Annotated in this window: 20 protein-coding genes; 9 read left to right on the top strand and 11 right to left on the bottom strand. The window is 56.4% G+C overall.

What is annotated here, in order from left to right:
• The first annotated feature begins 13 nt into the window (after positions 1 to 13).
• Positions 14 to 814: an HAD-IIA family hydrolase gene (locus tag ABVS15_RS09460; RefSeq protein ID WP_369283486.1), complete on the top strand. Its 801-nt coding sequence runs from the start codon at positions 14 to 16 to the stop codon at positions 812 to 814.
• Between the two features lie 261 nt (positions 815 to 1,075).
• Positions 1,076 to 1,270 (top strand): hypothetical protein, encoded by a 195-nt coding sequence (locus ABVS15_RS09455; RefSeq protein WP_369283485.1) that lies wholly within the window; start codon positions 1,076 to 1,078, stop codon positions 1,268 to 1,270.
• A gap of 83 nt (positions 1,271 to 1,353) precedes the next feature.
• On the opposite strand, the gene ABVS15_RS09450 is transcribed toward ABVS15_RS09455, so the two are convergent.
• Positions 1,354 to 3,117 carry a GGDEF domain-containing protein gene (locus ABVS15_RS09450; RefSeq protein WP_369283484.1) on the bottom strand — a complete coding sequence of 588 codons (1,764 nt, stop codon included), beginning with the start codon at positions 3,115 to 3,117 and terminating at the stop codon, positions 1,354 to 1,356.
• Positions 3,118 to 3,375: 258 nt separating this feature from the next.
• Between ABVS15_RS09450 and ABVS15_RS09445 the strand changes: the two genes are divergently transcribed.
• The 7 genes from ABVS15_RS09445 to ABVS15_RS09415 all read left to right on the top strand — a co-directional run bounded on the left by ABVS15_RS09445 (position 3,376) and on the right by ABVS15_RS09415 (position 11,818).
• Complete coding sequence (locus ABVS15_RS09445; protein WP_369283483.1) at positions 3,376 to 4,920, top strand: sigma-54 interaction domain-containing protein; 1,545 nt, start codon at positions 3,376 to 3,378, stop codon at positions 4,918 to 4,920.
• Positions 4,921 to 5,101: 181 nt separating this feature from the next.
• Entirely contained in the window at positions 5,102 to 6,469 is a 1,368-nt protein-coding gene (locus tag ABVS15_RS09440; RefSeq protein WP_369283482.1) for an acyclic terpene utilization AtuA family protein, read from the top strand.
• 1 nt (position 6,470) lies between these two features.
• Complete coding sequence (locus ABVS15_RS09435) at positions 6,471 to 6,791, top strand: hypothetical protein (RefSeq protein ID WP_369283481.1); 321 nt, start codon at positions 6,471 to 6,473, stop codon at positions 6,789 to 6,791.
• Positions 6,792 to 6,836: 45 nt separating this feature from the next.
• Positions 6,837 to 8,093, top strand: coding sequence for a hydroxymethylglutaryl-CoA reductase, degradative (locus ABVS15_RS09430; protein WP_369283480.1), 1,257 nt, complete (start codon positions 6,837 to 6,839; stop codon positions 8,091 to 8,093).
• A 110-nt stretch (positions 8,094 to 8,203) separates the two neighbouring features.
• Entirely contained in the window at positions 8,204 to 9,790 is a 1,587-nt protein-coding gene (locus ABVS15_RS09425) for a BCCT family transporter (protein WP_369283479.1), read from the top strand.
• A 51-nt stretch (positions 9,791 to 9,841) separates the two neighbouring features.
• Positions 9,842 to 11,038, top strand: a complete 1,197-nt coding sequence (locus ABVS15_RS09420; protein ID WP_369283478.1) for a CaiB/BaiF CoA transferase family protein — start codon at positions 9,842 to 9,844, stop codon at positions 11,036 to 11,038.
• Complete coding sequence (locus ABVS15_RS09415; RefSeq protein ID WP_369283477.1) at positions 11,039 to 11,818, top strand: enoyl-CoA hydratase/isomerase family protein; 780 nt, start codon at positions 11,039 to 11,041, stop codon at positions 11,816 to 11,818.
• 151 nt (positions 11,819 to 11,969) lie between these two features.
• Here ABVS15_RS09415 and ABVS15_RS09410 read toward each other — a convergent pair whose 3' ends face one another.
• The 10 genes from ABVS15_RS09410 to ABVS15_RS09365 form a co-directional block, all read right to left on the bottom strand.
• Complete coding sequence (locus ABVS15_RS09410; protein WP_369283476.1) at positions 11,970 to 13,733, bottom strand: adenine deaminase; 1,764 nt, start codon at positions 13,731 to 13,733, stop codon at positions 11,970 to 11,972.
• Positions 13,734 to 13,751: 18 nt separating this feature from the next.
• Positions 13,752 to 15,140, bottom strand: a complete 1,389-nt coding sequence (locus ABVS15_RS09405) for an amidohydrolase (protein ID WP_369283475.1) — start codon at positions 15,138 to 15,140, stop codon at positions 13,752 to 13,754.
• A gap of 18 nt (positions 15,141 to 15,158) precedes the next feature.
• A complete protein-coding gene (ade, locus tag ABVS15_RS09400; protein WP_369283474.1) occupies positions 15,159 to 16,919 on the bottom strand; it encodes an adenine deaminase in 1,761 nt (586 codons plus the stop codon).
• A gap of 61 nt (positions 16,920 to 16,980) precedes the next feature.
• On the bottom strand, positions 16,981 to 17,937 hold the full coding sequence (locus ABVS15_RS09395) for an ABC transporter permease (RefSeq protein WP_369283473.1): 957 nt from the start codon (positions 17,935 to 17,937) through the stop codon (positions 16,981 to 16,983).
• Entirely contained in the window at positions 17,934 to 18,992 is a 1,059-nt protein-coding gene (locus ABVS15_RS09390) for an ABC transporter permease (RefSeq protein ID WP_369283472.1), read from the bottom strand. Before ABVS15_RS09390 ends, ABVS15_RS09395 begins: the two co-directional genes overlap by 4 nt.
• Complete coding sequence (locus ABVS15_RS09385) at positions 18,979 to 20,511, bottom strand: ABC transporter ATP-binding protein (protein WP_369283471.1); 1,533 nt, start codon at positions 20,509 to 20,511, stop codon at positions 18,979 to 18,981. The genes ABVS15_RS09390 and ABVS15_RS09385 overlap by 14 nt, the downstream gene beginning before the upstream one ends.
• Positions 20,512 to 20,558: 47 nt before the next feature.
• The gene (locus tag ABVS15_RS09380) at positions 20,559 to 21,713 is read right to left on the bottom strand and encodes a BMP family ABC transporter substrate-binding protein (protein WP_369283470.1); all 1,155 of its coding nucleotides are present in this window, start codon (positions 21,711 to 21,713) and stop codon (positions 20,559 to 20,561) included.
• 258 nt (positions 21,714 to 21,971) lie between these two features.
• Positions 21,972 to 22,766 (bottom strand): ABC transporter ATP-binding protein, encoded by a 795-nt coding sequence (locus ABVS15_RS09375; protein ID WP_369283469.1) that lies wholly within the window; start codon positions 22,764 to 22,766, stop codon positions 21,972 to 21,974.
• Positions 22,763 to 23,782, bottom strand: a complete 1,020-nt coding sequence (locus ABVS15_RS09370) for an ABC transporter permease (protein WP_369283468.1) — start codon at positions 23,780 to 23,782, stop codon at positions 22,763 to 22,765. The genes ABVS15_RS09375 and ABVS15_RS09370 overlap by 4 nt, the downstream gene beginning before the upstream one ends.
• 67 nt (positions 23,783 to 23,849) lie before the next feature.
• A complete protein-coding gene (locus ABVS15_RS09365) occupies positions 23,850 to 24,926 on the bottom strand; it encodes an ABC transporter substrate-binding protein (protein ID WP_369283467.1) in 1,077 nt (358 codons plus the stop codon).
• Between the last annotated feature and the right edge of the window lie 198 nt (positions 24,927 to 25,124).

Here is a 25,124-nt window from a genome sequence, read left to right as displayed (position 1 = left end):
AAAAGTGAGGCGTATGGATTTGAAACAGCTACTTGAGAAAAAGGGATTTATCTGCGACATGGACGGCGTGATTTACCACGGGAACCGCCTGCTGCCGGGGGTCAAGGAATTTCTCGACTGGCTGAAAAAGGAAGAGAAGAATTTTCTCTTCCTCACCAATTCCGGCCAGAACACGCCCCGGGAGCTGCAACAGAAGCTGGAGCGGATGGGCCTTGCTGTAGACGCGTCCCATTTTTACACCAGTGCCCTGGCCACGGCGCATTTCCTGAACAGCCAGGCCCCCGGATGCAGCGCCTATGTCATGGGGGATCACGGGCTTCAGAACGCGCTGTACGACGCGGGTGTCACCTATAACGATGTGGACCCGGATTACGTCGTGGTAGGGGAACCGGCGGGATATGGCCTTGCCATGATTACAAAGGCCGTTCGGCTGGTGAACGGCGGCGCAAAGCTGATCGCCACCAATTATGACCTGACCGGCCCTACGGAATCGGGCATTGCCCCGGCCTGCCGGGCGCTGCTGGCGCCCATTGAGCTGGCCACGGGAAAGCAGGCCTACTATGTGGGCAAGCCCAACCCGCTGATGATGCGCACAGGGCTGAAGCTTCTGGGGGTACACTCCGAGGATGCCGTCATGATCGGGGATCGGATGGACACCGACATCGTGGCGGGCATCGAATCGGGACTTGACACCGTGCTTGTTCTCTCCGGCGTCACAACCCGCGAGGAGTGCCTGAATTTCCCCTACCGGCCCCGGCTGATTCTGGACGGGGTGGGCGACATTCCCGCTGCGGCCCAGGCTGTTATCCTTTGAACATCCGCGTGCACGGGCGCCGGACGTGCCGTCCGCCAAGATTTTACCTGAACCTTACACAAATGCGGAGACACGCTTCTTAAAACGGAGTTAAACTGGTAGTATCCGTGGGAAAGGAGCCTGCCGTAATGCCGTATGCCGTGATTCCCGGGCGGGCGCGTTCCCGCTTTTTACCTGTGCCTGAATGGACTGCCGCGCAATTTGCGGGCAGGCCCGTTCAGGCATTTTTTTATTATAAATTAGGAACAGGAGCGATGAAACATGCTGCCATGTCAAACCGGATGTCACGAATATCAGGAGGGCTGCCACAAGGGCTGTGCCCGCTGGCGCAGCTTTCAGGAGCGGCAAAGCGCCCAGCGCAAGGCGAAAAAGCAATATCTGCGGCTCCACGATCCGCGACGCACCCAGACGATTCACCAATACGTGTCCATGATGGCAAGAGCCCCCATGCGGTGAGCCGCGGGGGGCCGGTTCCTCAAACTCCCCGAAAAATTGGGCGGATGCTTTACCCCATCTTTCGGGTGCAGGCTGCGGGTTCCTTACAGGATTTCAATATAGTTCCCGGGCTGTTTTTTGCATTTCTTTTTTAGCTGGGCAATGTCCTGCGAAAAATCCCCGATATTTTTATAGTCTCTGGCCCGGTTTGAAATCCCCGCGACGGATAACCCGGCAATGGGGAAGTTTTCGGTCACGCCGTTTCTATTTTTGGAGATGATGTAGCCGTTTTTGATATCCTCGTCGCGGTACAGCGAGGCCACCTCCCGGGAGAAGCGCTCCACCACCGCCCGGCAATACCGCTCTCCCTCGTGGTAATCACAGATGACGATGAAATCGTCGCCCCCGATGTGCCCGATAAATTCCTCCCCCACGGCGCAGACTTTCAGAGTTTCCGCCAGAAGCGTGAGCATTTTATCCCCGTTTTCAAAACCGTAGGCATCGTTGTATGCCTTGAAGTTGTCAATATCGTAATAAGTAACACAATAGGGCGCGTCTGCGAAAATGCGGCTCTGGATTTCTTTTTCAATCACGAGGTTGCCCGGCAGACCCGTCAGGGGATTGGAATGCCTTGCAATGTCCACCTCCACCTTGGTGCAGGCATCCAGCAGGTTTTTAATGGTCACAATCCCCAGGTACTTTCCGTCCTTTTCCACCACAATGGGATTGTACAGCTGCTCGAACGGCCTTTGCATGGCGAGCCGCGAAACCGCGTCCACCGTCATTCCGTAGTTTACTCGGGAGAAATCCGGCTTCATCGCCTGCTGAACCGTCTTTTTGGAGTGGAGGCCATAGCCGTATCTGCCGCCAAGCAGCTCATTTAAGTCCGTGCGCGTCATAAACCCCATGGTCATATCATCCCGTACCACTGAAAACTCTGTGACGGAGGGATTGAGCTTCAGCGTCTCATAGATGCATCCCAGCTTTTCGCTGGGGGAAACGATATAGCCGGGCTTTGCCAGATGCCCCACGATAGGATAGACCGAGGTTATGAGATTTTCGTTGTACTGCTTTGCGTGGCATCGCTTGATGGTTTCCACCTTTTCGACCGCAATCGGAGAAAAAGACTCCTGCGGGATTCCCAGAAAATAGCCCTGTCCCAGATCGACGCCCAGCCTGACGAGCACCGCCAGCTCCTCTTCTGTCTCAATTCCCTCGGCAATCAATTGAATCCCGGCACTTTTCCCGAAGTCGACCATCGCCTTACAAAGCAGCCGCTTGATTTCGTCCTTGTCAATATCCCGGACGAGGCTCATGTCCAGCTTGATTAAGTTTGGCTTTACACTGGCGATGTTGTTCAGTCCGGAATAGCCCGCGCCCACGTCGTCGATGGCGATTCCGTAGCTTTGCTTTTTGTAGTGATCGATGGAACACAAAAACGCGCTGCTATCAAGGGCCGCAACGCGTTCGGTGATTTCAAATATAATGTTGCTGGCATTCAGTCCGTATTCCTGCAGGTGCTCTCTTGTAAAGCCCGTCCTGAATTGATGGTCGTAGAGGATGTTGGAATTTACGTTGAGAAACAGCTTTTTGTCGGCGGATAGCTGCGCGGCGTTTTCCAATGCCCTCGCTCTGCACAGCTTTTCCAGTTTCCACGCATTTCCGTTTTTGTCGGCAAGCCGGAACATCTGCTCAATGTTCATCTGGAGCTCTTGTCTGGAAATCCTGCTGAGGGCCTCGTACCCGTAAATCTGTCCGCTGGACAAAAATACGATGGGCTGATATACAGGCTTGATATGTCCCCCCTTTAGAATTTCCTCAAGAATGTCAGACTGGGATCGGTCCCCAGCCGTTTCGGAATTTTGCATCAGTTCACCTCCATGTGGTCGTTCATGCACTTTCGGGGAATGCACAAACAGGCTACTACAACGGGGAGTGGAGTACAAGTAGTCTGTTGTTAAAGCTGTGTAATGTCTTCTTAAAAAAGGAAGTCAAGACGCAAAGAGACGCGCATTGAAAGCAGATGCCTGTTTCAGTGTCAGACATAAAAGGCGGCTTGCACAGCGGCGATATCTGTGCCATAATTGCACCTGTAAACCGATGCGCAGAGCGGAAAGAGGGCTGTTATGAAATTACGGGATTTTTCAAAACGCATCCGGGCGGAGGATCAGCCGGATTTCACCTGTGTACTTCAGGGCGGCCGGACGATCTCCGAACTGACGGCAGAGGAGCTGGCGGAGTATCCGGAAACGATTTACATAGCGAACAGCCAGGCCTCCGTGTTTGGAAAGGTGCAGAAAGAAACGCTGCTCTACCTGATACGCCGCCAGCAAAGGTTCCGGTTTGAACAGATTTTGGACAGTATGAACGACGGCGTCATCGTCGTTGACGCCGCCGGGCGTATTTTCTACGCTAATCCGGCGTATGTCTCGGTTTTGGGTGTGCCTCTGCGGCGGATTCTGGGCAAACGGATTCAAGAGGTGGAGCCGGGCTCCCTTTTAAATCAGGCATTGCTCAAGCGCATGTCTTTCACCAGCGAAAAACAGCTGATTCCCTCCATTAAAAAATACGTCTCTCTCCGGGCGTTTCCCCTGTGGGATGGGGCGGAGTTTCTGGGGGCTGTCTCCATTTTTCAGGACGTGACCAGACTTCACCAATTGAATCAGGAGATGCGCCAGATGTCCGGCATCGTGGATGAATATTCCCAGAGAATCCGCAGTCAGGCCACGGCCGAGAAGCTGGGGATTGCCTCGTTCAACAAGGCGTTGCAGACCACGATCCAAAAGGCCGCCACCGTGGCGCTTACGGACGTGCCGCTGCTGATTTGCGGCGAGAGCGGCACCGGGAAAAACGCCATGGCCCGGTATCTGTACCAATGCAGCAGCCGCAGGGAAAAGCCACTGATCGCGGTCAATTGCGCCGCTGTTCCCCCGAACATGATTGAAGAGGAGTTGTTCGGCGACGAGGGCAGGCAGCGGCAGGGAAAATTTGCCTTGGCGGACGGCGGGACTTTGTTTCTTGACGAGATTGACGAACTTCCTTTGCCGGCACAGACGCGATTGCTGTATCTTTTGCAGCGGGACGGGATGGCTCCGGGGGGCCACGAGGAAGGAAGCCTGCCGGACGTGCGCCTGATCGCCTCCGCAAGCCAGCCGCTGGAGCCGCTGGTGCGGGAGAGGCGATTCCGCAAGGAACTGTTTTTCAGGTTAAATACGATTACGGTGTCCCTTCCGCCCCTGCGGGAGCGGCAGGATGACATTGTCCCCATCGCAAACCGCTTCCTGTCCGAGTGCAACGAAAAGTATCACAGAACTGTGACGTTTTCGCCCTCGGTCTACCGGGAGCTTCAAAGATACGGCTGGCCCGGGAATCTGCGGGAGCTGAGGAGTTACGTGGAGCGGGCGGTCATTCTGGCGGACGACAGTCTGCCTGTTTTTGAGCGGACAGAGGAGCAGGATTGCGCAGAACTCAGCCAGTGCGCACCCCGCAGGCCTCACAGCGACGCACCTCTGGCAGACCAGATGAGGGCCTTTGAAGCGGGGGTAATCCAGGAGGCACTGCAATCCTGTGGCGGCAATCGGACGGCGGCCATGACGCGGCTGGGTCTGAGCAGACGGACCTTCTATCGGAAATGTGCCGAGCTGGGAGTCCTGTCTTGTGGCGAAAAGTAAACAGTGCCAAAAAGTAAACGGCAAGCCGTGTCAAAAAGGATACGGTTTGCCGCTTTTTTGTGTAATGGCTGGACCTCTTTTGTGGAAATCCCCACAAAAGACTTCTGGGAGGGGCGTTGTTATAATCAAGGTGTTGAGGAAATTGTATTTCACGAACGAAAATAGAAGGAGATGTTAGGACGTGAAGAAAATATCCATTGGCGGCGGTCAGGGCTTCTGGGGCGACAGCCCGGACGCGGCCATCCACATGATTCGGCACGGAAATCTGAATTATATGGCTTGTGATTATCTGGCGGAACTGACGCTGTCCATCATGCAGCGCCAGAAGATGAAAAACCCCGCCGCCGGCTACGCCCGGGACTTTATCAGCCTGATGAAAGAGGTTGGCAGGGAGTCCTATGAAAAGAAAATCGGCATCATCACCAATGCCGGCGGCATGAACATTCCCGGCGCGGTGGAAGCGCTGAGGGCCGTGGCGGAGGAGCAGGAAATGCACGGCTACAAAATCGGCTATGTCACCGGCGACGACCTGCTGGACGAAATCCCCCGAATGATTGCCGACGGCTGCGAGTTCAAGAACATGGACGACGTGGGCGACTTCAATGAGATCAAGGATAAGCTGGTGAATGCCAACGTCTATTTTGGGCGAGAGCCCATCATGGAATGTCTTGCGCAGGGAGCAAACACGGTGCTCACCGGACGGGCGGCGGACAGCGCCATGTTCCTTGCGCCGCTGGCCCATGAGTTTGGCTGGAAAGACGGCGATCTGGACAATCTGGCCCGGGGCATTATGGCCGGACACCTGCTGGAGTGCGGCGGACAGGGCTCCGGCGGCAACTTCGAGTATGACTGGCGCGGCGTTCCGGACATGGACCGGCTGGGGTTCCCCATTGCAGAGCTGACGGAAGACGACTTCCATATCACCAAAGCGCCGGACTGCGGCGGACTGATCTCCGAGCAGTCCTGCAAGGAGCAGTTCCTGTATGAGGTCCATGATCCTGCCAACTATATTACCCCCGACGTCACGGTGGATATCAGCCATGCCACCCTCACCCAGAGTGGCGACAACCGCGTCCGGGTGGGCGGCGTGAAGGGAAAGGCAAAGCCGGATCAGTTGAAGCTGTGCCTGGGGTATCACGCCGGGTACAAAGTGGTCACGTATCTGTCCTTCGCCTGGCCGGACGCCTATGAGAAGGCACAGTATGCCGCAGACATCCTGATGAAGAAGCTGGAGCGCAAAGGGATGCAGTACGAGGACCTGCGGATTGACTATGTGGGGCTCAACGCTTTGCATCTAGACGTGGCCGAGGTGGACGAGGACCTGATCCGCCGCATGAACGAGGTGGTCCTCCGCATCGCCATTCGCACCAAGGAGAAAAAGGACGCACAATTGATTATTCCGGAAATCAGTCCCTTGCAGCTCAACGGCCCGCCGGGTGCCTCCTTCTTCGGTGGCCGCGCCCACGTCACCGACGTGATTGGCCTGTGGCCCACGTTGATTCCCAGAGACGCAGTTCGACTGGAATCTCACATTCTGGAGGTGAAGTGATATGGCAACGGTCTATCTGAACACGCTGGCCCACGGGCGCAGCGGTGACAAGGGTGACACCAGCAACGTGTGTATCTTTGCGCGGGACCCCAAGGACTATGAATACCTCAAGCGTATTCTTACGGTAGGGCGGGTCCGGGACTACTTTGGAGGAATGGTAATGGGGGAAATCACCCGCTACGACGTAGATACCCTCTACGGAATGAACTTTGTGATGAAGCACGCTCTGGGCGGCGGCGCCACCCATTCCCTGCGGCTGGACAGTCTGGGAAAGTCCATGGGGTCCGCCTTCATGCGGATGAAGGTAAACACGGACTGGTAAATACCAGCTGCGGAAAAGCCCTGATTTTTGAAAGGAGTGTTTCCAATGAAAACAAATCAATACCCCGGATTTCATAAGCTGTCCGTTCAGGAGAGAGCCGCGGAAGCGGCAGAGTTTTCCGGTTTGACGGAGGAGGAGCTCGGATGCCTGACCAATCCCGGTGCACTGAGCCTTGAAACGGCAAATCATGTGATTGAAAACGTCATCGGGACCTATCAGCTGCCCATCGGCGTGGCCATGAATTTCCTCATCAACAGCAAGGAGTATATCATCCCCATGGTGGTGGAAGAGGCCTCCGTTGTGGCTGCCGCGTCCAACGCAGCGAAAATGGCCCGGGAGGCGGGCGGCTTCACCACCAGCTATACCGGCAATATCATGATTGCGCAGGTCCAGTGCATCGGCGTGGCAAATCCCTTTTTTGCCAGACAGACTATCCTGCACCACAAACAGGAAATTCTAGATATCGCCAACGCAAAGGACCCTGTTCTGGTGAAGATCACCGGCGGGGCAAAGGATCTGGAAGTCCGTATCCTGGACTCTCAGATTGGTCCTATGGTGGTGACCCATCTGCTGGTGGACACAGGCGACGCCATGGGAGCCAACGCCGTAAACACTATGGCGGAGGCTGTGGCTCCCACCATTGAGCAGCTCACCGGCGGCACGGTAAAGCTGCGTATTCTCTCCAATCTGGCGGATCACCGTCTGGCCCGCGCCACCGCAAAATTCACCAAGGAGGCTGTTGGCGGCGAGGATGTGGTGGACGGCGTTGTGGCGGCCTACGCCTTCGCAGCGGCGGACCCCTATCGGGCATCTACCAGCAACAAGGGCATTATGAACGGAATTGATCCCGTCATCGTTGCCACGGGCAACGACTGGCGCGGGATTGAGGCCGGTGTACATTCCTACTGCGCGCGGAGCGGCCGCTATACTTCCTTGACCCGCTGGGAGAAGGACGCAAACGGAGATCTTACCGGCTCCGTTGAGCTGCCCACCCCCGTGGGACTGGTGGGCGGCGCCACGAAGATTCATCCTGCGGCGCAGGCGTGCGTCAAGCTTCTGGGCGTGACCACCGCCGCGGAGTTGGCGCAGGTTATTGCCGCCGTGGGTCTTGCGCAGAATTTTGCCGCCCTGCGGGCGCTCGCCACCGACGGAATCCAGAAGGGCCACATGAAGCTCCACGCCCGGAATCTCGCCACCGTGGCTGGCGCCACGGAAGGGCAATTGGATGAAGTCGTTGCGAAGATGATTTCCGCTCAAAACATTTCAGTTGAGTACGCTAAGGAAATTTTGTCGTCTCTGTAATACGAAAATGAGTTTTGGCGGACAAAAGCAGTGAAACGGCAGCCGACATAAACATGTTGGGCAGGTATCGGACAGGTGTGCGCGAAATGTGAAGAAGAGGAGAGAATAACATGAAGAAATTTTTCAATGAAATCGATCCGGGTATCTTCCTTCCTCCGGCAATTATTGTTGTCATTATTACTGTTCTGGCGATTGCAATTCCTGCGCAGTTCAGTGCGGCCATGGGTGCGGCGCTGACTTGGATTCTTGACGAACTGGGATGGTTCATGGGTCTGGTTGTCTTAATGATGTTCTTTATTTGCTGCTTTGCCATGTTCAGTAAATACGGAAGAATCAGGCTTGGCGGTGCAAGCTCGAAGCCGCTGATGAGCACAGGCTCCTGGATCGCACTTTCTTTTACATCGGCAATGGCTATTGGCATCAGCTTTTGGGGGACTGCCGAGCCAATGATGCACTTTGCTACGCCTGCTGCGATGGATGGCGTTGAGGCGTACTCTATCGGCGCCGCACAGGCCTCTATGAACTGGACATTTCATCATTGGGGTCCCGTGTTTTTCGCAATGTATTGCGGCGCCGGCGTCATGGTTGCGTTTGCCACGCAGAATATGAAGCTACCCTTCCGCTGCAGTTCGGCGATTTATCCCCTGATCGGCGATAAGATTTATGGGATGCCCGGTAAGATTTTTGAGGCCATCATCACCATTTCCATTGTTTGCAGTATTGCCAGCTCTCTGGGCATGGGTGCATTACAGATCAGCGCCGGTTTGGACTATGCGTTTGGCATCCCGAACTCTGTTACCGTCGCCGCCGTCGTGATTCTGGTAATGGCGGTTCTTTATGTGGGAGTGTCTCTCACGCCCATCTCCGGCGGCATGAAGCAGGTCGGCAATTTTAATATGTTGCTGTACATTTTCCTTCTGGTGTTTGTTCTGGTATTTGGGCCCACCCGCTTTTTAATTGAGAGCTTTGTCGCATCCGTTGGTTCTTATCTGCAAAACCTGCCCACCCTGTCTACAAATTGGGACGCGTTTGAGCAGGACGGCTTCATGAATACGTGGACCGCGTTTTTCTGGCCCTGGTGGCTGTGTGCATGCCCCCCTACCGGGCTGTTTCTGGCACAGCTGGCGCAAGGCCGCACGCTGCGGCAATTTGTGATGGTCAATCTGGTATTTCCCGCTCTTTTCTGCTGGATATGGATGACTGTCTTTGGCGGTACGGGTATGTATTTTGACATCTTTGAAAATGCAGGCATTGGCGCCGCCATTATCGAAAATGGCAAGGATGCCGCTACCTATGAGTTGATGAAAGCCCTGCCCGCCGCAAGCTTTACAATTATTGTAACCTTGGTGTGTGCTGCAATTTCCTTCAACACAAAGGCAAGCGCCGTTTCCGTCACACTGGCCGCGTCTACCGGTAGAAATAACGGCCCCATCAGCAAGCTCTCCATTGCGTTCTGGGGAATCTCCATGGCATTAATCACAGCCGTGCTCCTGCTTGCCGGCGGGAAGGCCTCTTTGGCGAATACGCAGACGGTCAGCGTCCTGCTGGGACTGCCGGTTTCAATTCTGCTGGTACTGATGGGAATTGGCTTCTTTAAGCAGATGTTCAACTGCAAAAAGTACGACAAGGTTGGAACCTTTGATGATCCCAGATATCAGAATATCGTAGCCGACCAGCTTGTTGGAAAAGACGTTTGAATTGATTCACAGGATTTGTCCCAAAAATCAGAACTTAAAGGAGGATATGTCATGAAGCCATTGGAGGGCGTGACGATTTTGGATTTGACCCGGGTTGTGGCAGGCCCCTATTCCACAATGATCTTGTCTGATCTGGGCGCCAGGGTGATTAAAATTGAAAACCCCGATGATCCCGATTATACCCGTGCCTTCACCCCTTATATCGAGGATGGAGAGAAACGGATGAGCGCCAGCTTCCTGCAATATAATCGCAATAAGGAGGCCATTACGCTGAACCTGAAGGAGCCCGAGGGCAAAGCCATTTTTAAGGAGCTGGTCAAAAAGGCCGATATTGTGTTTGAGAACTACCGGGCAGGTGTGATGGATAAGCTGGGGCTGGGGTATCAGGATTTGAAGGAGCTGAATCCCAAGCTGATTTACACCGCGATTTCAGGGTTTGGACAGAGTGGGCCTTATTCCGCATGGCCTGCCTATGACAATAGCGGGCAGGCACTCAGCGGACTATGGTCCATGAACGGAATGCCCGGATCCCCCACCCGCATCGGTACGATTATCGGAGACGAGGCCGCAACGTTCTTTGCCACGATTGGCACGCTGAGTGCGTACATCCATGCCCAGAATACAGGAGAGGGACAGCTGGTGGATGTGGCGCAGCTGGATTCCTCTCTGGCGCTGACGGAGTATGCCGTTGTTAACTATACCGTTGGGGGGCAGGTTCAACAGCCCCTGGGCAACGACCATAATCTTTGCAGGCCCTATGGCATGTTTGAAACCAAGGACGGACACGTCTTTTTCGGCGGATACACAGACCGGTTCTGGAAAACCACCTGCGAGTATTTTGGAGAGCCGGAGCTGCTGAACGACCCCGAAATCGACACGATGCCCAAGCGCTTTATCCTTGAAACCTATAATCGGAAGGTATTGCCTAAAATTAACGAGTGGTTTTCCCGTTACACCAGTCAGGAGCTTCAGGATGCGCTGGCAGACAAGGTGCCATTGACGTCCATCAACAGCATGGATAAGGTGCTGGAGGACCCCCAGCTAAACTATCGAAATATGTTTATCGACGGAAAGTATGGGGATACATCCGTCAAAGTATTTGGAACGCCCATTAAAATGAGCCGGACACCTCTGGAGCCCTCCCAAAGGGCGCCGGAGATCGGGGAAAACAACGCGGAAATTTATGCGGAATTTTTGGGCTATCACGAACAAAAGCTGGAGGAGCTGCATCAGAGGGGAGTTCTGTAAATGGCGATTGAGTACGTCGCAGACAATGGAATCGCAACGATTACCTTTAACCGCCCCTCCAAGCTGAATACGCTTACGCTAGAGATGTATAAAGAACTGGGCGACGCATTTCAGCGGGCGGCGGACGATCCCGGTGTTGCGGTATGTATTTTGACCGGGGCAGGCGAAAAGGCGTTCTGTGTCGGCGCGGATCTGACGGAATCCATCCCGTATCTTGCAGACGGGCACTACATCGATGAATGGGATGCCGCACATCTGAAGCATCTGAAAATGTATAAACCGGTCATTGCTGCGGTGAATGGCATGTGCATGGGCGGCGGCTTTGAAATTATGCTGGGGACCGATATTCGTGTTGCTTCCAGCACAGCAAAATTTGCCCTTCCCGAGGTGTCCCTGGGAATCGTTCCCGCAGGCGGCACGCTGACAAGGCTGGCCCGCCAGATTCCCTATACCTATGCCATGGAGGCAATTTTGACAGGCCGCAAGCTCACGGCCGACGAAGCCCTGCGCTTTGGAATCTTAAATTATGTCGTGCCCCCCGAGCAGGTAATGGATAAGGCGGTCGAACTTGCACAGATGTTTCTAAAGCTCAGCACCACAGCGGTTCAAACGGCGAAGGAAGCTGTTTTGAAGCTTTGGGATATGCCAATCGACCAGGCATTTGACACGGAATCCATGCTGGGGTATAAGGCATTTACCAGTGCGGATGCAAAAGAGGGGCTGTCCTCCTTTTATGAAAAACGGACGCCTGATTTCCCTTCTGAGAGATGGGGAAAATAGACGCTTTTGCACATGCGTATACGGCAAAAAACACCTGTGCACAGCGAGACTTTCGCATTTTTATAAAAGAGGCGCGCCCATTCGGGCGCGCCTCTTTCTTGCTCAGCTTATAAAACTGCGCGTTCATGCAGTGCTTTTTCTTCGTGCATGGTTATTCCAAAACTTCCAGAATCGGGTCGATGACCTTCTGCTGCAAAACGTCAATAAAGCCCTTATCGGTGATGGCATACAGGGGAATCGCCGCCAGACAGATAAAAGAAAGGAACATGCAGGTATAGTTGATCTCGCAGCCGTAATCCCGGAGCGTTGCATTGAATTTGCGCTTTTCCTCCGCCAGTTCCTCTGCCGACAAATCCGACTGAAGCCCGCATACCGGGAAGGGGATCTCACAAAGAACTTCTCCATCTACCACAAATACCTGCCCGCCCTGAAGCGCTGCCACCCGGTTAACGGCGGCGGCCATGTCGGCGTGATTGGTGCCCATCACGATGATGTTGTGGTTGTCGTGGCCCATGGAGGAGGCGATGGCGCCCTTTTTCAGCTTGAACCCGCCCATAAATGCCTTGCCGATGCCGCCGGTTTTTCCGTGCCGCTCCACTTGGGCGATGTAAAGCACGTCCTGATTCACATCGCACTGCACCACGCCGTTCACGACTCTTAGCTCCACATCCCTTGGCTGGGTAATGGGAATCCAGGGGAGTGTATCCATCACCTTGACCTTGACGGCCTTGGCGGATTCAGACACGCGGACCTGAAAATCAGCTGTTTCTACGGGCTTTCTGAGATGGACCGTGTTCAAGAGAATTGGATTGTGCTCGGCCACGGGATAATGAACCACGGATTCACCGCCTTGAGCCACAATGCGGCCCCCTGCAATAACCGTCTCCACCCGGAAGTCCTCCGGTCCGGTGGTCAGGTTGATGTCCGCCCGCCGCCCCGGAGCAAGACAGCCCACAAAGCGGTCCAGTTGGAAAGCCCGGGCGGCATTGATGGTGACCATCTGAATGGCGGTCAGGAACTCCACGCCCGCTTTCAGCGCCGTGCGTACCGACTCGTCCAGATGCCCTGTCGTGGCAAGGTCGATGGTATGCAGGTCGTCGGTGACAATGGAGAGGTTGGAGGTGTCCAGATGATCGGCAAGCACCGGCTCCAGCAATTGTGTCAGGCTGCGGGCGGAGGAACCCTCCCGCAGCATCACGGAGCAGCCCGCACGCAGCCGGTCCACCACGTCTTTGCCGCTGAGGGATTCGTGGTCCGTGGATACGCCGGCGGCAATGCAGGTGTTGAGGGTGGCGGTGTCTGCATCGGGAAGATGGCCCTGAAGCGATTTTCCCTTGGCAAGCGCTGCGTCGCAGGAAGCCATCAGCTCCGGGAATCCCGCCACCAGATACATGCCCACGCACTCAGACAGGCCCACCGCATCCGGCCGCTCCAGCGCATGCTTGATAATCTCCGTGTCAAACCGTCCACCGGAGGTTTCCAGATTGGGCGAAAAGGGGACGTGGGAAGGGACGATGAAGTAGAGCTTCAAATCCGTGGCCTCTGCCTCTTTCAGCACCGCTTCGATGGCCTCCAGCCCGCCCACTACGCCAATTTCATGCAGGTCGGTCATGATGACCGTGGTTCCGCGCTTCAGCACCGCTTCGGCAAAGGAGCGGATGGCAAGGTTGGAGCTTTCGGGATGAATGTGCCCGTCAATAAAGCCGGGGGTGAGATACTTTCCCTGCGCGTCAAGGACTTTTGTGCCCTCTCCGATGGTATAGTCCACATCGCCCACGGCGGCAATTTTGTCCCCTGCCACCGCTATGCCGCCATCATAGATTTCACCGGAGAAAACGTTTACGATTTTCCCATTCGTTACAACCAGATCGGCGGGCTCTTTCCCGCCTGCCACAGCCAACAGCTTCTGATCCATGTTTGCAGCCCCGCTTTCTTAAAATAGCTTCTTTTCCCTGCTGACCTTGACCACCGGGAATCTTGCGGGAAGCTCGATGCCTGCCCGCTTGTAGATGGCGGCGGCACGTGCCGTGCCCTCCGCCAGAATTGCATCCTCGTCCAGCGTGAGGATTTTGCGGTCCTTCATCAGCCACTTGCCGTCGCACATGGAGCAGGTGATATTCTCCGAGTGCATGGCTGTCACCAGTGCGGCAATTTTATCGTTGACGGGCATCATGGAAGGACCCTGCGGGTCAATGACAATCAGGTCTGCTTTTTTCCCGGCCTCCAAAGAGCCGTACAGCTTGTCGTCCAGCAGCGCCCGGGCGCCCCACCGCGTGGCCATCCGCAAAATATCCTGACTGGGAACCACCGTGGGGTCCAGCCGCCAGCCCTTGTGAATCAGGGAGGTCAGCCACATCTCATCCACCATGTCCATGTGGTTGGAGGAGGAAGCTCCATCGGTGCCGATGGACAAACAGATGCCCTCACTGAGCATTTTGGGGATTCTCGCAAAGCCCAGCACCCGCATGGCGGAGGCCGGATTGTGGGACACCTTCACGTCCCGCTTTTTAAAGAGGGCAATTTCCTCGTCCGTCAGCCACACGGTGTGGACCGCCAGCAGGTTGGGACTGAGAACGCCCAGCGATTCCAGATGATGAACGGTGCCCTCGCCCCAGCGGGCATAGGTGTATTCCTTCTCTTCCTTTGCCTCGGCCACGTGCATATGGATGCCCACGCCGTATTTGTCCGCCAGCTCCTTGGTTTTAACGCACAGCGCATCGGTGTTGTTGAAAATCGTGCGCAGGCCGAACCAGACCTGAACCCGTCCGTCCGCGGTGTTGTGATATTTCTCCAAATCAATGACCTGCTGCTCCAGCTCTTCCTCCATGGTGCGCTGCCAGACGGAGGGCAGCCCCTCGCCGCAGTCCATCACGGACTTTGCAAGCTTTGCCCGGAGGCCGGATTTTGCCACGGCGCGGCACATGCCGGACACAAACTGTCCGCCCGGCTCCGCGAAGGAGGTGACGCCGGTTTTAATCATCTCAAGGCAGGTGGCGAGGGTGGAGATATAGGAATCCTCCTCCGTCATGCTGCTCTCAAAGGGCCACATCCGCTTGTGCAGCCAAGTGACGAAGTCCACGTCGTCGCCCACGCCCCGGCTGATTTGCTGGGAGGTGTGGACGTGGGTGTTGACAAAGCCCGGCAGGACGTATTTCCCATTCAAATCCATAATCTCCGCGTCAGGAGCCACGGTTTTGGGGTCAATCCGGCCCACCGCTTTGATGTTGCCGTCCTCCACCAAAACGCCGCCGCCGTCGTACACCGTCTCATGCCCCTCGGCCATGGTGACGATGAAGCCATTTTTCAGTAATATCTGTTTCATGGAACGTAGCTCCTCCTTTTAGTTTAAGGAAATCACCGGGTCGATGAGCTTGAATTCCCGCACGTCGAACAACCCCTGATCGGTGATGCCCAGGCAGGGAATGAAAATCAGGGTGATGAAGGAGAGGGTAATGTTGGGAGAGGGCACCTCGCAGCCCAGCGTCCGGAGAATGTCAATCATCTCCGCCAGCTTGGCGGCGACGGACTCTCCGTCCAAATCGGAAAGCAGCCCGCAGATGGGCAGGGGGATTTCGGAGAGAACCTTGCCGTCCTTCACCAGCACAAGGCCGCCTTGCAGCTCGCCAATGCGATTGACCGCAAAGGCCATGTCCTCCGCGTCGCTGCCCACCACGGAGATGTTGTGGTGGTCGTGGCCCACACTGATGGCAATGGCCCCGGATTTCAGGCCGAAATTCTTGATAAACGACCTGCCGATGCTGCCGTTTTTCCCATAGCGCTCCACGCAGGCGATGCGCAGCACGTCGCCCTCCACATCCGGCAAAATCACGCCGTCTTCAACCGTCAGCTCTGCTTCCAGCGCATCGGTGAGCAGGGTGTCGTGGGACGCACCGATGACATGAACCTTTGCCATGGTATAGCGGGGGTCTGCCTTTAAAACCAGATCCTCACCCGTGATTTTGCGGGAGAGCTTCACGGTGTCCCGCAGAAGGCCGCTGTAATTGGGCGCGGGCAGCTCTTTGACAAGGTCCCGTCCGTCCACCACCAGCTCGCCGTTTGCGATGACCCGCTCCACGCGGCACTCCTCCAAAGAGGAGAGGAACACAATGTCTGCAATTTTGCCCGGGGTAATGCTGCCCACTTTGTCCTGAATGCGCAGGCTTTCGGCGGGATTGAGCGTTACCATCTGGATGGCGGTGACGGGGTCCACGCCCTCTGCCACGGCGATGCGGACCTTGTTGTCCAGATGGCCAAGGCGGCTGATATGCAGCGCGTCAATATCGTCGCTGACCATAGAGCAGTACCGGGTGTCCACGTGTTCCTGCGTAATGATTTTCAGGCAGGGGCGCAGGTCTGTGGAGGCGGAGCCTTCCCGCATCAGTACGTGCAGCCCCGCGCGGAGCTTGGCAAGGGCCTCCTCGTGATTGGTGCTCTCGTGGTCGCTGGTGACGCCCGCGCCTACATAGGCGTTCAGGTTTTCGCCCATGACGGCGGGCGCGTGGCCCTCTGCAGTTTTGCGATACTGCTTGGCCAGCTCCAGCATGTGGGCGGAAGCCGGGCTCTCCGCCAAAATCGGCGGAGCCAGCACCTCAGCAAGGCCCACGGCCTCGGGAAGCGTGATCAGCTGGTCGATCATCTCGCTGTGCAACGTGCTGCCGGTGGTCTGGATACCGTTTTCCTCCATAAAGGCCGGGATGGGATAATAGAGCTTTACCGGCGTGTTTTTGGACTCTGCCAGCACTTCTTTCATCCCGTCAATGCCAGAAACAATCGTGACCTCCATCAGGTCCGTTGCCACGGCGGTGGTTCCGTGCTTGACCACCATCTTTGCAAACTCCGTGTAGGAGAGCATGCTGCTTTCAATGTGGATGTGTGCATCCAGAAATCCGGGGGCGAGAAACATGCCCTCGGCGTCGATGATCTGGGTATCCGGGCCTACCGCACCTGCGGGTACGGGACCGATGGATGCAATTCTGCCCTTTGCCACCGCGATTTCCGTCTCATAGACCTCATGGGTGACGACGTTTACCAGCCTGCCATTTTTGATAATAATGTCGGCGGGCGCTTTTCCCAGTGCCACCTGAATCAACTTGTTGTCCATGGCAACCTCCTGTATGTTTAGTATTCATAAAACCGTGATGGGATGCGGGCCAAAGCCATATTCACCGGGCCTCCCGGAAATAGGGCTTTCCAACGCCCGCCGGGCCTGCGCCCGCGCCTTTTTTGGAAATGGCCGAGAGCACCAGCACCGCCACCGTAAGAATATAGGGCAGCATATCCATCACTTGGGCGGCGAGAGAAATATCAAGGCCCAAGACAGACAAAGCCGCCCCCTGAAATTTCAGGGTCATCCCTTTCAAAACTCCGAAGAGATAGCACCCGAAAATGGCTTTGACAGGGTTCCAGCCTGAAAAAATGACCAGAGCCACCGCAATCCAGCCCATGCCCGCGGTGATGTTGTCCTGCCAATAGGGGACGTATACCAAAGAGAGATAGCCGCCGCCAAGGCCGCACAGTGCGCCCCCGAGAAGAATGTGTACATATTTGTACAGCGTCACATTGACGCCGGAGGCGTCCGCCGTTCCGGGGTTTTCGCCCACCATGCGAACCGCAAGGCCGAACCGCGTTTTCTGATAGTAAAACAGCAGACCCACGGCAAGGAACAACGAAAGGTACACAAACAGGCTTTGGGAAAACAGCACCGGCCCCAGAAACGGAATCTTGGAAAGACCCGGAATGCTGTGATTTCCCAAGGCGGCGGTGACAGTGCTGTCCATGATCTGGCTGGAATACGCCTTGCCCAGAAAGTTGGCAAGACCCGTGCCGAAAATCGTGAGTGCAAAGCCAGTCACAGTCTGATTCCCCATGAGGGTCACGGTGATGATGGCATAAATCAACGCGCCCAGCGCGCCGCCCGCCGCCGCCATGAGGAGAGCCGCCGCCGGGCTGTGGCTGAGAAACCCGGCCTGAAAGCCGAAGAACGCGCCCAGCATCATCATACCCTCAATGCCAAGATTTAAATGTCCCGCTTTTTCACACAGAATGCCCCCCAAGGTGGCCAGCAGAAACGGCGTGCCCAGCTGCACGGACATTTGGAAAAACAAAGTGGCTTCGTTCATTTTGCCGCCTCCTTCCGTGTGCGGGTCAGGACGACCCGGTAAGTGGAGAAAAATTCGCTCCCCAGAATGAACAGCAGAATAATTCCCTGAATCACGTCGCCCGCGGCGGAGGGGATCTGCATGGAAATCTGCATATAGGCGCCCCCCTGGAGCAAAATGGAAAACAGAAAGGAAACCGCCAGAATCACCGGCGGCTCCATCCGGGACATGTAGGCGATGGCAATGGCGGTATAGCCCATGCCGCCGCCCATCTGGTCGTTCAGCGTGCGCTCCGCGCCTGCGGCCTGAATCAGGCCCGCAAGGCCGCAGATGCCGCCGCCTAAGAGACTTGCCAGCAGGAGAATTTTTTTGGTGTTCATCCCCGCGTAGCGTGCCGTTTGCTCGTTGGAACCCATCACGGACAGCTCATAGCCCAGCTTGCTGCGGTGGAGCAGAACCCATATGAGAACCGTCAGAAGAAGGGCGACAATCCACCCGGAATGGACGCCCAGCACGGGTTTCAGCTGGAGCTCCACGGGGTAATTGGCAATTTTCGGAAAGCCAAAGGACTGGGGGTCCTTCCACAGGACATATTGGAGATAGGACACCAGCTTGATGGCCACGTAGTTGAGCATCAGTGTCACCAGCGTTTCGCTTACGCCCCACTTCGACTTTAAATAGCCGGCGATCAGGCACCAGCACCCGCCTGCCAGAAAGGCCGCCGCAAACATCAAAAGCATGACCACAGGGGCGGGCGGCCCGCTGACGTTCAGCGCCACGTAGGTCGCCGCCGTCGCGCCCATATAGAACTGCCCCTCGGCACCGATGTTGATAAAGTTCATTTTGAAGCAGACCGCTACCCCAAGACCCATCATCAAAAGCGGGATAATTTTCTGAACGGTCTGCTGCACATAGTAAACAGAGCTGAAGGAGCCCTTCAGCATCTCCCGGTACACCACGAAGGGGTCGTATCCGCAAATTGCCACAACGACCCCCGCCGCAGCCAGAGCGGCCACAAGAGAGAGCATTCTCTGGAGAAGGAACCTGCTGTTTGTCTTCCGTTCAATTCGCAGCATGGCTTGTCTCCTCCTGTCTCTGCCCCATCATCAGCAGGCCAAGCTGCTCCTTTGTGGCTGTCTTCGCGTCCACCACGCCCATCAGCTCGCCACCGTGCAGCACTGCAATCCGGTCGCAGATGCCCAGCAGCACGTCCAGGTCCTCCCCGATGAACAAAATGGCGACGCCCTTCTTTTTTTCTTCATTAAGCTGTTCATAAATAAAGGTGGAGGCGCCGATGTCCAGACCCCGCACGGGGTAGGCTGCGATGAACAGATCCGCGCCCTGGTCGATTTCGCGGCCCAGCAGCACCTTTTGAATGTTGCCCCCGGAGAGGCTCTGGATCGGCTGATCCACGCCGGACGTGCTGACATGATAACGCTCTGTCAGGCGGACGGCCTGGGCCTTCTCCGCCTTTTTGTTCAAGAACGGACCTTTGTCGGAACAATAGGTGCGCAGCGCCGCGTTGTCACTGATATTCAGCCCCGATGCAAGACCCATGCCCAGCCGGTCCTCCGGCACAAAGCCAATCCGGACTCCTTGCCGCAGCATGGCCCGGGGGTCCAGCCCGATCAGTTCGGCCCCCTTGAGCAGCACGCTGCCCTCCGCTGCCCGCAGGCCCACGATGGACTCGCACAGCTCCCTCTGGCCGCTGTCGGCAACGCCCGCAATCCCCAGAATTTCGCAGGAGCAGACGTCCAGTTGGTCAATGCTCAGCTTTTCGCCTGTGCCCCGCTCCGCAAGATGCAGATTTTGGATGGACAGAACCGGCTCCCGCCGCTCCCGGGGCGTCTCCACGTAGGGGACCGAGATGTCCACCGCCCGACCCACCATCAGCTCGGCAAGCCGCGCGGGATCGGACTCGGCAGTCACGATGGAGTCCACGCTGACGCCCTTTCGCAAAACCGTCACCCGGTCGCTGACGTTCATGACCTCCTGAAGCTTGTGGGTGATGATAATCACGGCGCGGCCCTTTGCTTTCATCTCCCGCAGGATTTCAAACAGCCGCTCCGTCTCCTGCACCGTCAGAACGGCGGTTGGCTCGTCCAGAATCAGAATTTCCGCACCCCGGTACAGGGCTTTTACGATTTCCACCGTCTGCTTTTCACCGACGGTCATTCGGCAGACTTTCTTTTCGGGGTCCAGCGGAAGTCCGTATTTTTCGCACAGAGCCATGATTTCGGCAACCGCCCGCTTTTTGCGCAGCAGTGCCCGGGTTTTCATGCCCCCGACGATGTTTTCCCAGGCGCAAAGGGCGTCCACCAGCTTAAAATGCTGGTGGATCATCCCAATGCCATTAAGTATGGCGTCTTTGGGAGAGCGGATGCATACTGGCGTTCCCCCTACGAGAATTTCCCCTCCGTCCGGGGCGTACAGGCCCGAGAGAACGTTCATTAGTGTGCTTTTGCCTGAGCCGTTCTCCCCCAGAATGGCGTGGATTTCTCCGGCGCAGACCTTTAAATTGACATTGTCGTTTGCCTTTACGGGGCCGAAATGTTTTTTAATGTGCCTGAGTTCCACTGCGATGCGCTTTTCCATGTGCTTCTCCTAAAAAACAGACTGCGGCAGTTTGCGCGCTTGCAGTCTCAGTTGACGCTTCCGTTCACACCCTCGACAAACCAGTTGATGGAAAACAGCGCCGTCTGATCCAGCGTCTCGCCGCCAGCCACGGCTGCATTGCCCTGATTATCGGAGATGGGGCCGGCCCAGATGTCCAGCGTGCCGTTTTTAAAGCCCTCTTCGGCCTCGTTTACCTTTTCCTCCGTGCCGTCGGCGAGGTTGTACATCTCGGTCAGGCTGACAAGCCCTTCCTGCATGCCGAGCCACTGATTGGTGCCGGTCCATGTGCCGTCCACAATTCTCTGGACGTCGTTTACAAAGAAGTTTTCCCAGTCGGCCGCCGGGCTGGTCAGGAAGGACTCGGGAATCGTCTCATAACCGGACGTGGCGTAGCCGAAGGAATACGCACCCAGATTGGCCGCCGCAATTGCCGCGTTCAGGCTGTCCAGATAGGCGATGACCACGTCGGAACCGCTGTTGACAAGCTCGGTGGCGATGGCGGTTTCCGTGGCGGGGTCAAACCAGGAGCCGGTCCACTTGACGTTTACCGTCACGTCAGGATTGACGGACCGTGCCCCCAGCGTGAACGCGTCGATCATGCGGACGCACTCCGGGATCGGATAGGAGGCGAGATAGCCGATCTGGTTGGACGCAGTCCGCATACCGGCGATAATGCCGCACAGATATTCGCTCTGGAAATTCTTCGGGAAGAAGGTGGCCAGATTGTCTGCATTGATGCTGCCGGAATAGTGGTTGAAATAGACGTCCGGGTACCGTGTGGCCACATTGGCCACATATTCGCCATAGCCGTAGCTGGTGGCATAGATAACGTTGCAGCCCTGATTAATCAGGTTTTCAACGGCAACCTCGCACTCGGCGGATTCGGGAATGCTGAAGGCATAGTCCACCTGATAGCCTGCGTCCTCCAGCGCCTTGAAGCCTTGCCCCAGCGCATAGCTGAATCCCTCTGTGCCAAGCTCTGTGTTGAAGACGGCGCCGATGTGGATTTCCTCCGCTGTCAGCGCGGGAAGACCGGAGGCAGTGTTGCTTGCGGCGCCGGAGGCGGAACCGGGGGCAGATGCCGCGGAAGAACCCGCAGCGGGGCTTTCCGACCCGCAGGACGCGAGAGACAGTGCCAGCGCGGAAGCCGCCAGCAGGGCGGCAAATTTCTTTAGTTTCATGTTTTTCTCCCTTCGAGTTGCTCCTTATGATAAGCATAAGGAGGCGATAAGGTAGTACCTATCGCAAATTCTTACGGCTTATCATATAGAAGCGTCGCCTGTTTGTCAATTTTAGAATGTAATAAAAAATTTGCGGATTCAAAGCGGGGGTTTGGGGCATGTGACAACCGGGGCGCAGAAAAATTATCCGTGTGCTCCAATCTTCTTGTCTCGCCCGGTTTGTGCAGTTCGTTTGCTTTAAGTGTCTTTCACGAATCTCTAGATGGCATATTCAGGAAGCGGCGTTTGACTTGCCAGATGGAATTTTTCCAGCAGTTCCCCCCGCAGGGAGGTAAACGCTTGGCTGCTTCGCTGCCGGGGCTTTTCCGTGGGTACCGTCACCACTTCGCTGATTCTGCCGGGCCGGGGGGTCATGATGGCAATGCGGTCGGAGAGGTAAACAGCCTCGTCGATGTCGTGGGTCACCAGAATCATGGTGGTTCCGCTGACCCGCTGCAATTCCAGCAGTTTGTCCTGAAGGTCGGCCCGGGTGAAGGAGTCCAACGCGCCCATGGGCTCGTCCAGCAGCAGCACCTCGGGGTCGTTGATGAGACTGCGGGCAATGGCCGCCCGCTGGGCCATGCCGCCGCTGATCTGGTGGGGATAGGCGTCCGCAAAGTCTTGCAGCCCCACCAGCTCCAAAAATTCCGCCACCCGCGCCTTTTCCCGGCGATAGACATGGCGGGCCTTCAGTCCGGCGGCAATGTTCTGCTCCACCGTCCACCACGGAAACAGGCCCCCCTGCTGGAACACATAGCCCCGTTGGGGAGAGGTTCCGTTGATGCTCTGCCCGTTTAGAAGGAGCTGCCCGCCCTGGGGCGTATCCAGTCCGGCCAGCAGCCGCAGCAGCGTGGTCTTCCCGCAGCCGGAGGGCCCCAGCAGAGAGACAAACTCCCCCCGGCCCACGGTAAGGGACACGTCTTGCAGCGCGGTAATTCCCTCTGCCTGCCCGTTTTGCCCGTCCGGGTATACCCGGCTGACATGCTGAATATCCAGAAGAATTCCGTCCGTCATTTGATGACCCCTTTCTGCCAGCGAAGCACATAGTCCCGCAGAACCCCTATCACTGCGAGAATCAGGCTGAACAGGACCGCCATCAGCAAAATGGCGGCAAACACCTTGTAGTAGGCGCTCCAAACCTTCACCACGTTGATATAGTAACCGAGGCCGCCGGGCTGACCCATCATCTCGGCAATCACAAGGCAGGTGAACGAGCTGGCGCAGGCGGTGGTAATTCCCGTAAAAATCTGTGGCGACGCGCTGGGAATTGCCACGCGGAACACCTGAAAGGCGGTTCCCCCACCCAAGGTCCTCGCCGCCTCCAGATGGACCCGGGAGACGGACTGAATGCCAAAAGCTGTCTGAGACGCCACCGGAAACCAGGAGGTGATGACCAGAAGAAACACCGCTGCGGCAAAGGGTGTTGGAAACAGCGTGAGGGCAAAGGGCATCCACGCCACCGCCGGGATAACGCCGCTGATTTTGAGCACGGGATAAGCCCAGTACCGCACCTTTGGGAACCAGCCGATCAGCACCCCTGTCACCACTCCCAGCAGGATACCGGCTATGAAGCCCGCACCGAACAGCCGTAGGGAGTAAAGCAGATTTTTTCCAATGTAGCTCCCCTCCATTAAAAAAGACTCCAGAATCTGAGCGGGTCCCGGAAAAAACGGCTGGGGCGTGAGCTGCAGCTTTGTTCCCAGAATGTCGTATAGCAGCAGTGCCAGCCCCAGAACAAATCGAAACGGGGCCTGACGCACATAGCCGGGGCGGCGCCGGGAATCCAGCCGGGCCCGAACGCCGCCAAGCAGAAATGTCAGCATGACGGCAAGTAGCACGATTCGATAAAAGCCGTTCATGTCTAGCCGGAGTGGGCCCAGAGCGTAATCCGCCAGCTTCACGCCGTCCGATATCTGGGGAATCAGCCAGTTTCCCAAAATGGCCGCCAGAAACCCGGCTGAGGAGAGACTTGCCGCCTGAATCAGGCGGCGGTCCGTCACCGGCGGGTTCGTGTTGTCAATCTGTTTCACGTGATGTCTCCTTCAAATTGCCTCGCCGCACACCTCACACAGAGGTGTGCGGCGAGCAGGTCTGCACTTATTTTCCCAGTGTCAGATCCACCGGGGTAAAGGCCTTGGCGATATACTCCTCGGGGTCGGAGGTGAGATAGCCGATGTCATGCAGTGCCTCGGCAAAGTATTTCACATCCGCCTGCGCGTCCAGCGCCTTACCGGTGTCAAAGTCCGCTTCCGAGGGATAGCCGTAGCCCTTCACCAGCTCCACAGCCAAATCCCGGTCTTCGATGGACACGTACTTCTTTTCCAGAATCAGGTCGGTGGCCGCCTCCGGATTTTTGGCAATGTAGTCCTCGGCCTTTCGATAGGCCCGCAGGATAGCGGAGATCAGCTCCGGGTCCTCTTTCAGCACCTTGGTGGAAGCGTAAAGATAGCAGCAATAGTGGCTGGCGAAGGGTTCGTCCTTGGAGATGTCCAGAACCACCCTTACCTCGCCCGCTTTCTCCGCAACGGAGGCCTTGGGGTCCCAGACGGCTACCAGATCCACCTGTCCGCTCTTCAGCGCCTCCAGAGAGAGGTTGTCGTCGCCGAAGGGCAGGAAGGTTACTTCTGCGTCCTCTCCAATGGCCTTGATGCCGTTTTGCTCCAGCCAGAGGGCGGCTACCTGATAGGTGGTGCCGCCAATTTCATCCACTGCGATGGTTGCGCCCCGCAGGTCTTCGGCAGTTTTAACGGGAGAGTCAGGCAAAACCTCCAGCTTGATGCAGCCCTTGTGCAGCCCGTCAATCACGGTAATGTTCAATCCTGTCTCAATGGAGGGGAAATACATAAAGTCGCCATTGACAATGGGCATGGTGCCGTTGTTCAGGCCCACCTTCTTGGACTCATAGTCGGCAGAAACGAGGTCGGCGTTGATGCCCTCCTCTGCCAGGTACCCCAACTCGTATGCAAGGAAGGTGGGGACGTTGCACAGTGAACCGTTATTACCGGGGATGGTAATGTCCCACTTGACGGGCGTTTCCTGCGCGGTGCTTTCGGCAGAGCCGGACCCAGTTTGGGACGATTGTGCGCCGTTGCCGGAATTTCCAGTGCAGGCGGCGAGCAGGGTCCCCATCATAGCTGCCGCCAGCAAAAGGGACATCGCTTTTACCTTTTTCATGGTCAATCTACCTCTTTTATTCAGAATTTTAATGGCCACATGGCGCGGAGTGTCGACAATTCGTACACCCCGCGCCATGGATTGCGTTATGCACAGGCTGTCGCCTCAAAAGAGACGGCGGCCGCGGTCAGATATTCTTTTACATCGGTCTTTCATACTGAAACAGCGTATCATGGCGGCCGCTCCTTTCTGAAAGAG

Source organism: Oscillibacter sp. GMB15532, assembly GCF_041020825.1.
Lineage (GTDB): Bacteria > Bacillota > Clostridia > Oscillospirales > Oscillospiraceae > Oscillibacter.
Note: the sequence above shows the minus strand (reverse complement) of the source record. Positions and strands in the feature narration are given on the sequence as shown.

What these genes read in the sequence shown, in the direction of transcription:
- ABVS15_RS09405 (WP_369283475.1), bottom strand. Translation starts at nt 15,140, where the DNA reads ATGAAACAGATATTACTGAAAAATGGCTTCATCGTCACCATGGCCGAG.
- ABVS15_RS09375 (WP_369283469.1), bottom strand. Translation starts at nt 22,766, where the DNA reads ATGACGGACGGAATTCTTCTGGATATTCAGCATGTCAGCCGGGTATAC.
- ABVS15_RS09420 (WP_369283478.1), top strand. Translation starts at nt 9,842, where the DNA reads ATGAAGCCATTGGAGGGCGTGACGATTTTGGATTTGACCCGGGTTGTG.
- ABVS15_RS09435 (WP_369283481.1), top strand. Translation starts at nt 6,471, where the DNA reads ATGGCAACGGTCTATCTGAACACGCTGGCCCACGGGCGCAGCGGTGAC.
- ABVS15_RS09385 (WP_369283471.1), bottom strand. Translation starts at nt 20,511, where the DNA reads ATGGAAAAGCGCATCGCAGTGGAACTCAGGCACATTAAAAAACATTTC.
- ABVS15_RS09380 (WP_369283470.1), bottom strand. Translation starts at nt 21,713, where the DNA reads ATGAAACTAAAGAAATTTGCCGCCCTGCTGGCGGCTTCCGCGCTGGCA.
- ABVS15_RS09430 (WP_369283480.1), top strand. Translation starts at nt 6,837, where the DNA reads ATGAAAACAAATCAATACCCCGGATTTCATAAGCTGTCCGTTCAGGAG.
- ABVS15_RS09415 (WP_369283477.1), top strand. Translation starts at nt 11,039, where the DNA reads ATGGCGATTGAGTACGTCGCAGACAATGGAATCGCAACGATTACCTTT.
- ABVS15_RS09450 (WP_369283484.1), bottom strand. Translation starts at nt 3,117, where the DNA reads ATGCAAAATTCCGAAACGGCTGGGGACCGATCCCAGTCTGACATTCTT.
- ABVS15_RS09365 (WP_369283467.1), bottom strand. Translation starts at nt 24,926, where the DNA reads ATGAAAAAGGTAAAAGCGATGTCCCTTTTGCTGGCGGCAGCTATGATG.
- ABVS15_RS09425 (WP_369283479.1), top strand. Translation starts at nt 8,204, where the DNA reads ATGAAGAAATTTTTCAATGAAATCGATCCGGGTATCTTCCTTCCTCCG.
- ABVS15_RS09390 (WP_369283472.1), bottom strand. Translation starts at nt 18,992, where the DNA reads ATGCTGCGAATTGAACGGAAGACAAACAGCAGGTTCCTTCTCCAGAGA.
- ABVS15_RS09445 (WP_369283483.1), top strand. Translation starts at nt 3,376, where the DNA reads ATGAAATTACGGGATTTTTCAAAACGCATCCGGGCGGAGGATCAGCCG.
- ABVS15_RS09455 (WP_369283485.1), top strand. Translation starts at nt 1,076, where the DNA reads ATGCTGCCATGTCAAACCGGATGTCACGAATATCAGGAGGGCTGCCAC.
- ABVS15_RS09410 (WP_369283476.1), bottom strand. Translation starts at nt 13,733, where the DNA reads ATGGATCAGAAGCTGTTGGCTGTGGCAGGCGGGAAAGAGCCCGCCGAT.
- ABVS15_RS09395 (WP_369283473.1), bottom strand. Translation starts at nt 17,937, where the DNA reads ATGAACGAAGCCACTTTGTTTTTCCAAATGTCCGTGCAGCTGGGCACG.
- ABVS15_RS09460 (WP_369283486.1), top strand. Translation starts at nt 14, where the DNA reads ATGGATTTGAAACAGCTACTTGAGAAAAAGGGATTTATCTGCGACATG.
- ade (WP_369283474.1), bottom strand. Translation starts at nt 16,919, where the DNA reads ATGGACAACAAGTTGATTCAGGTGGCACTGGGAAAAGCGCCCGCCGAC.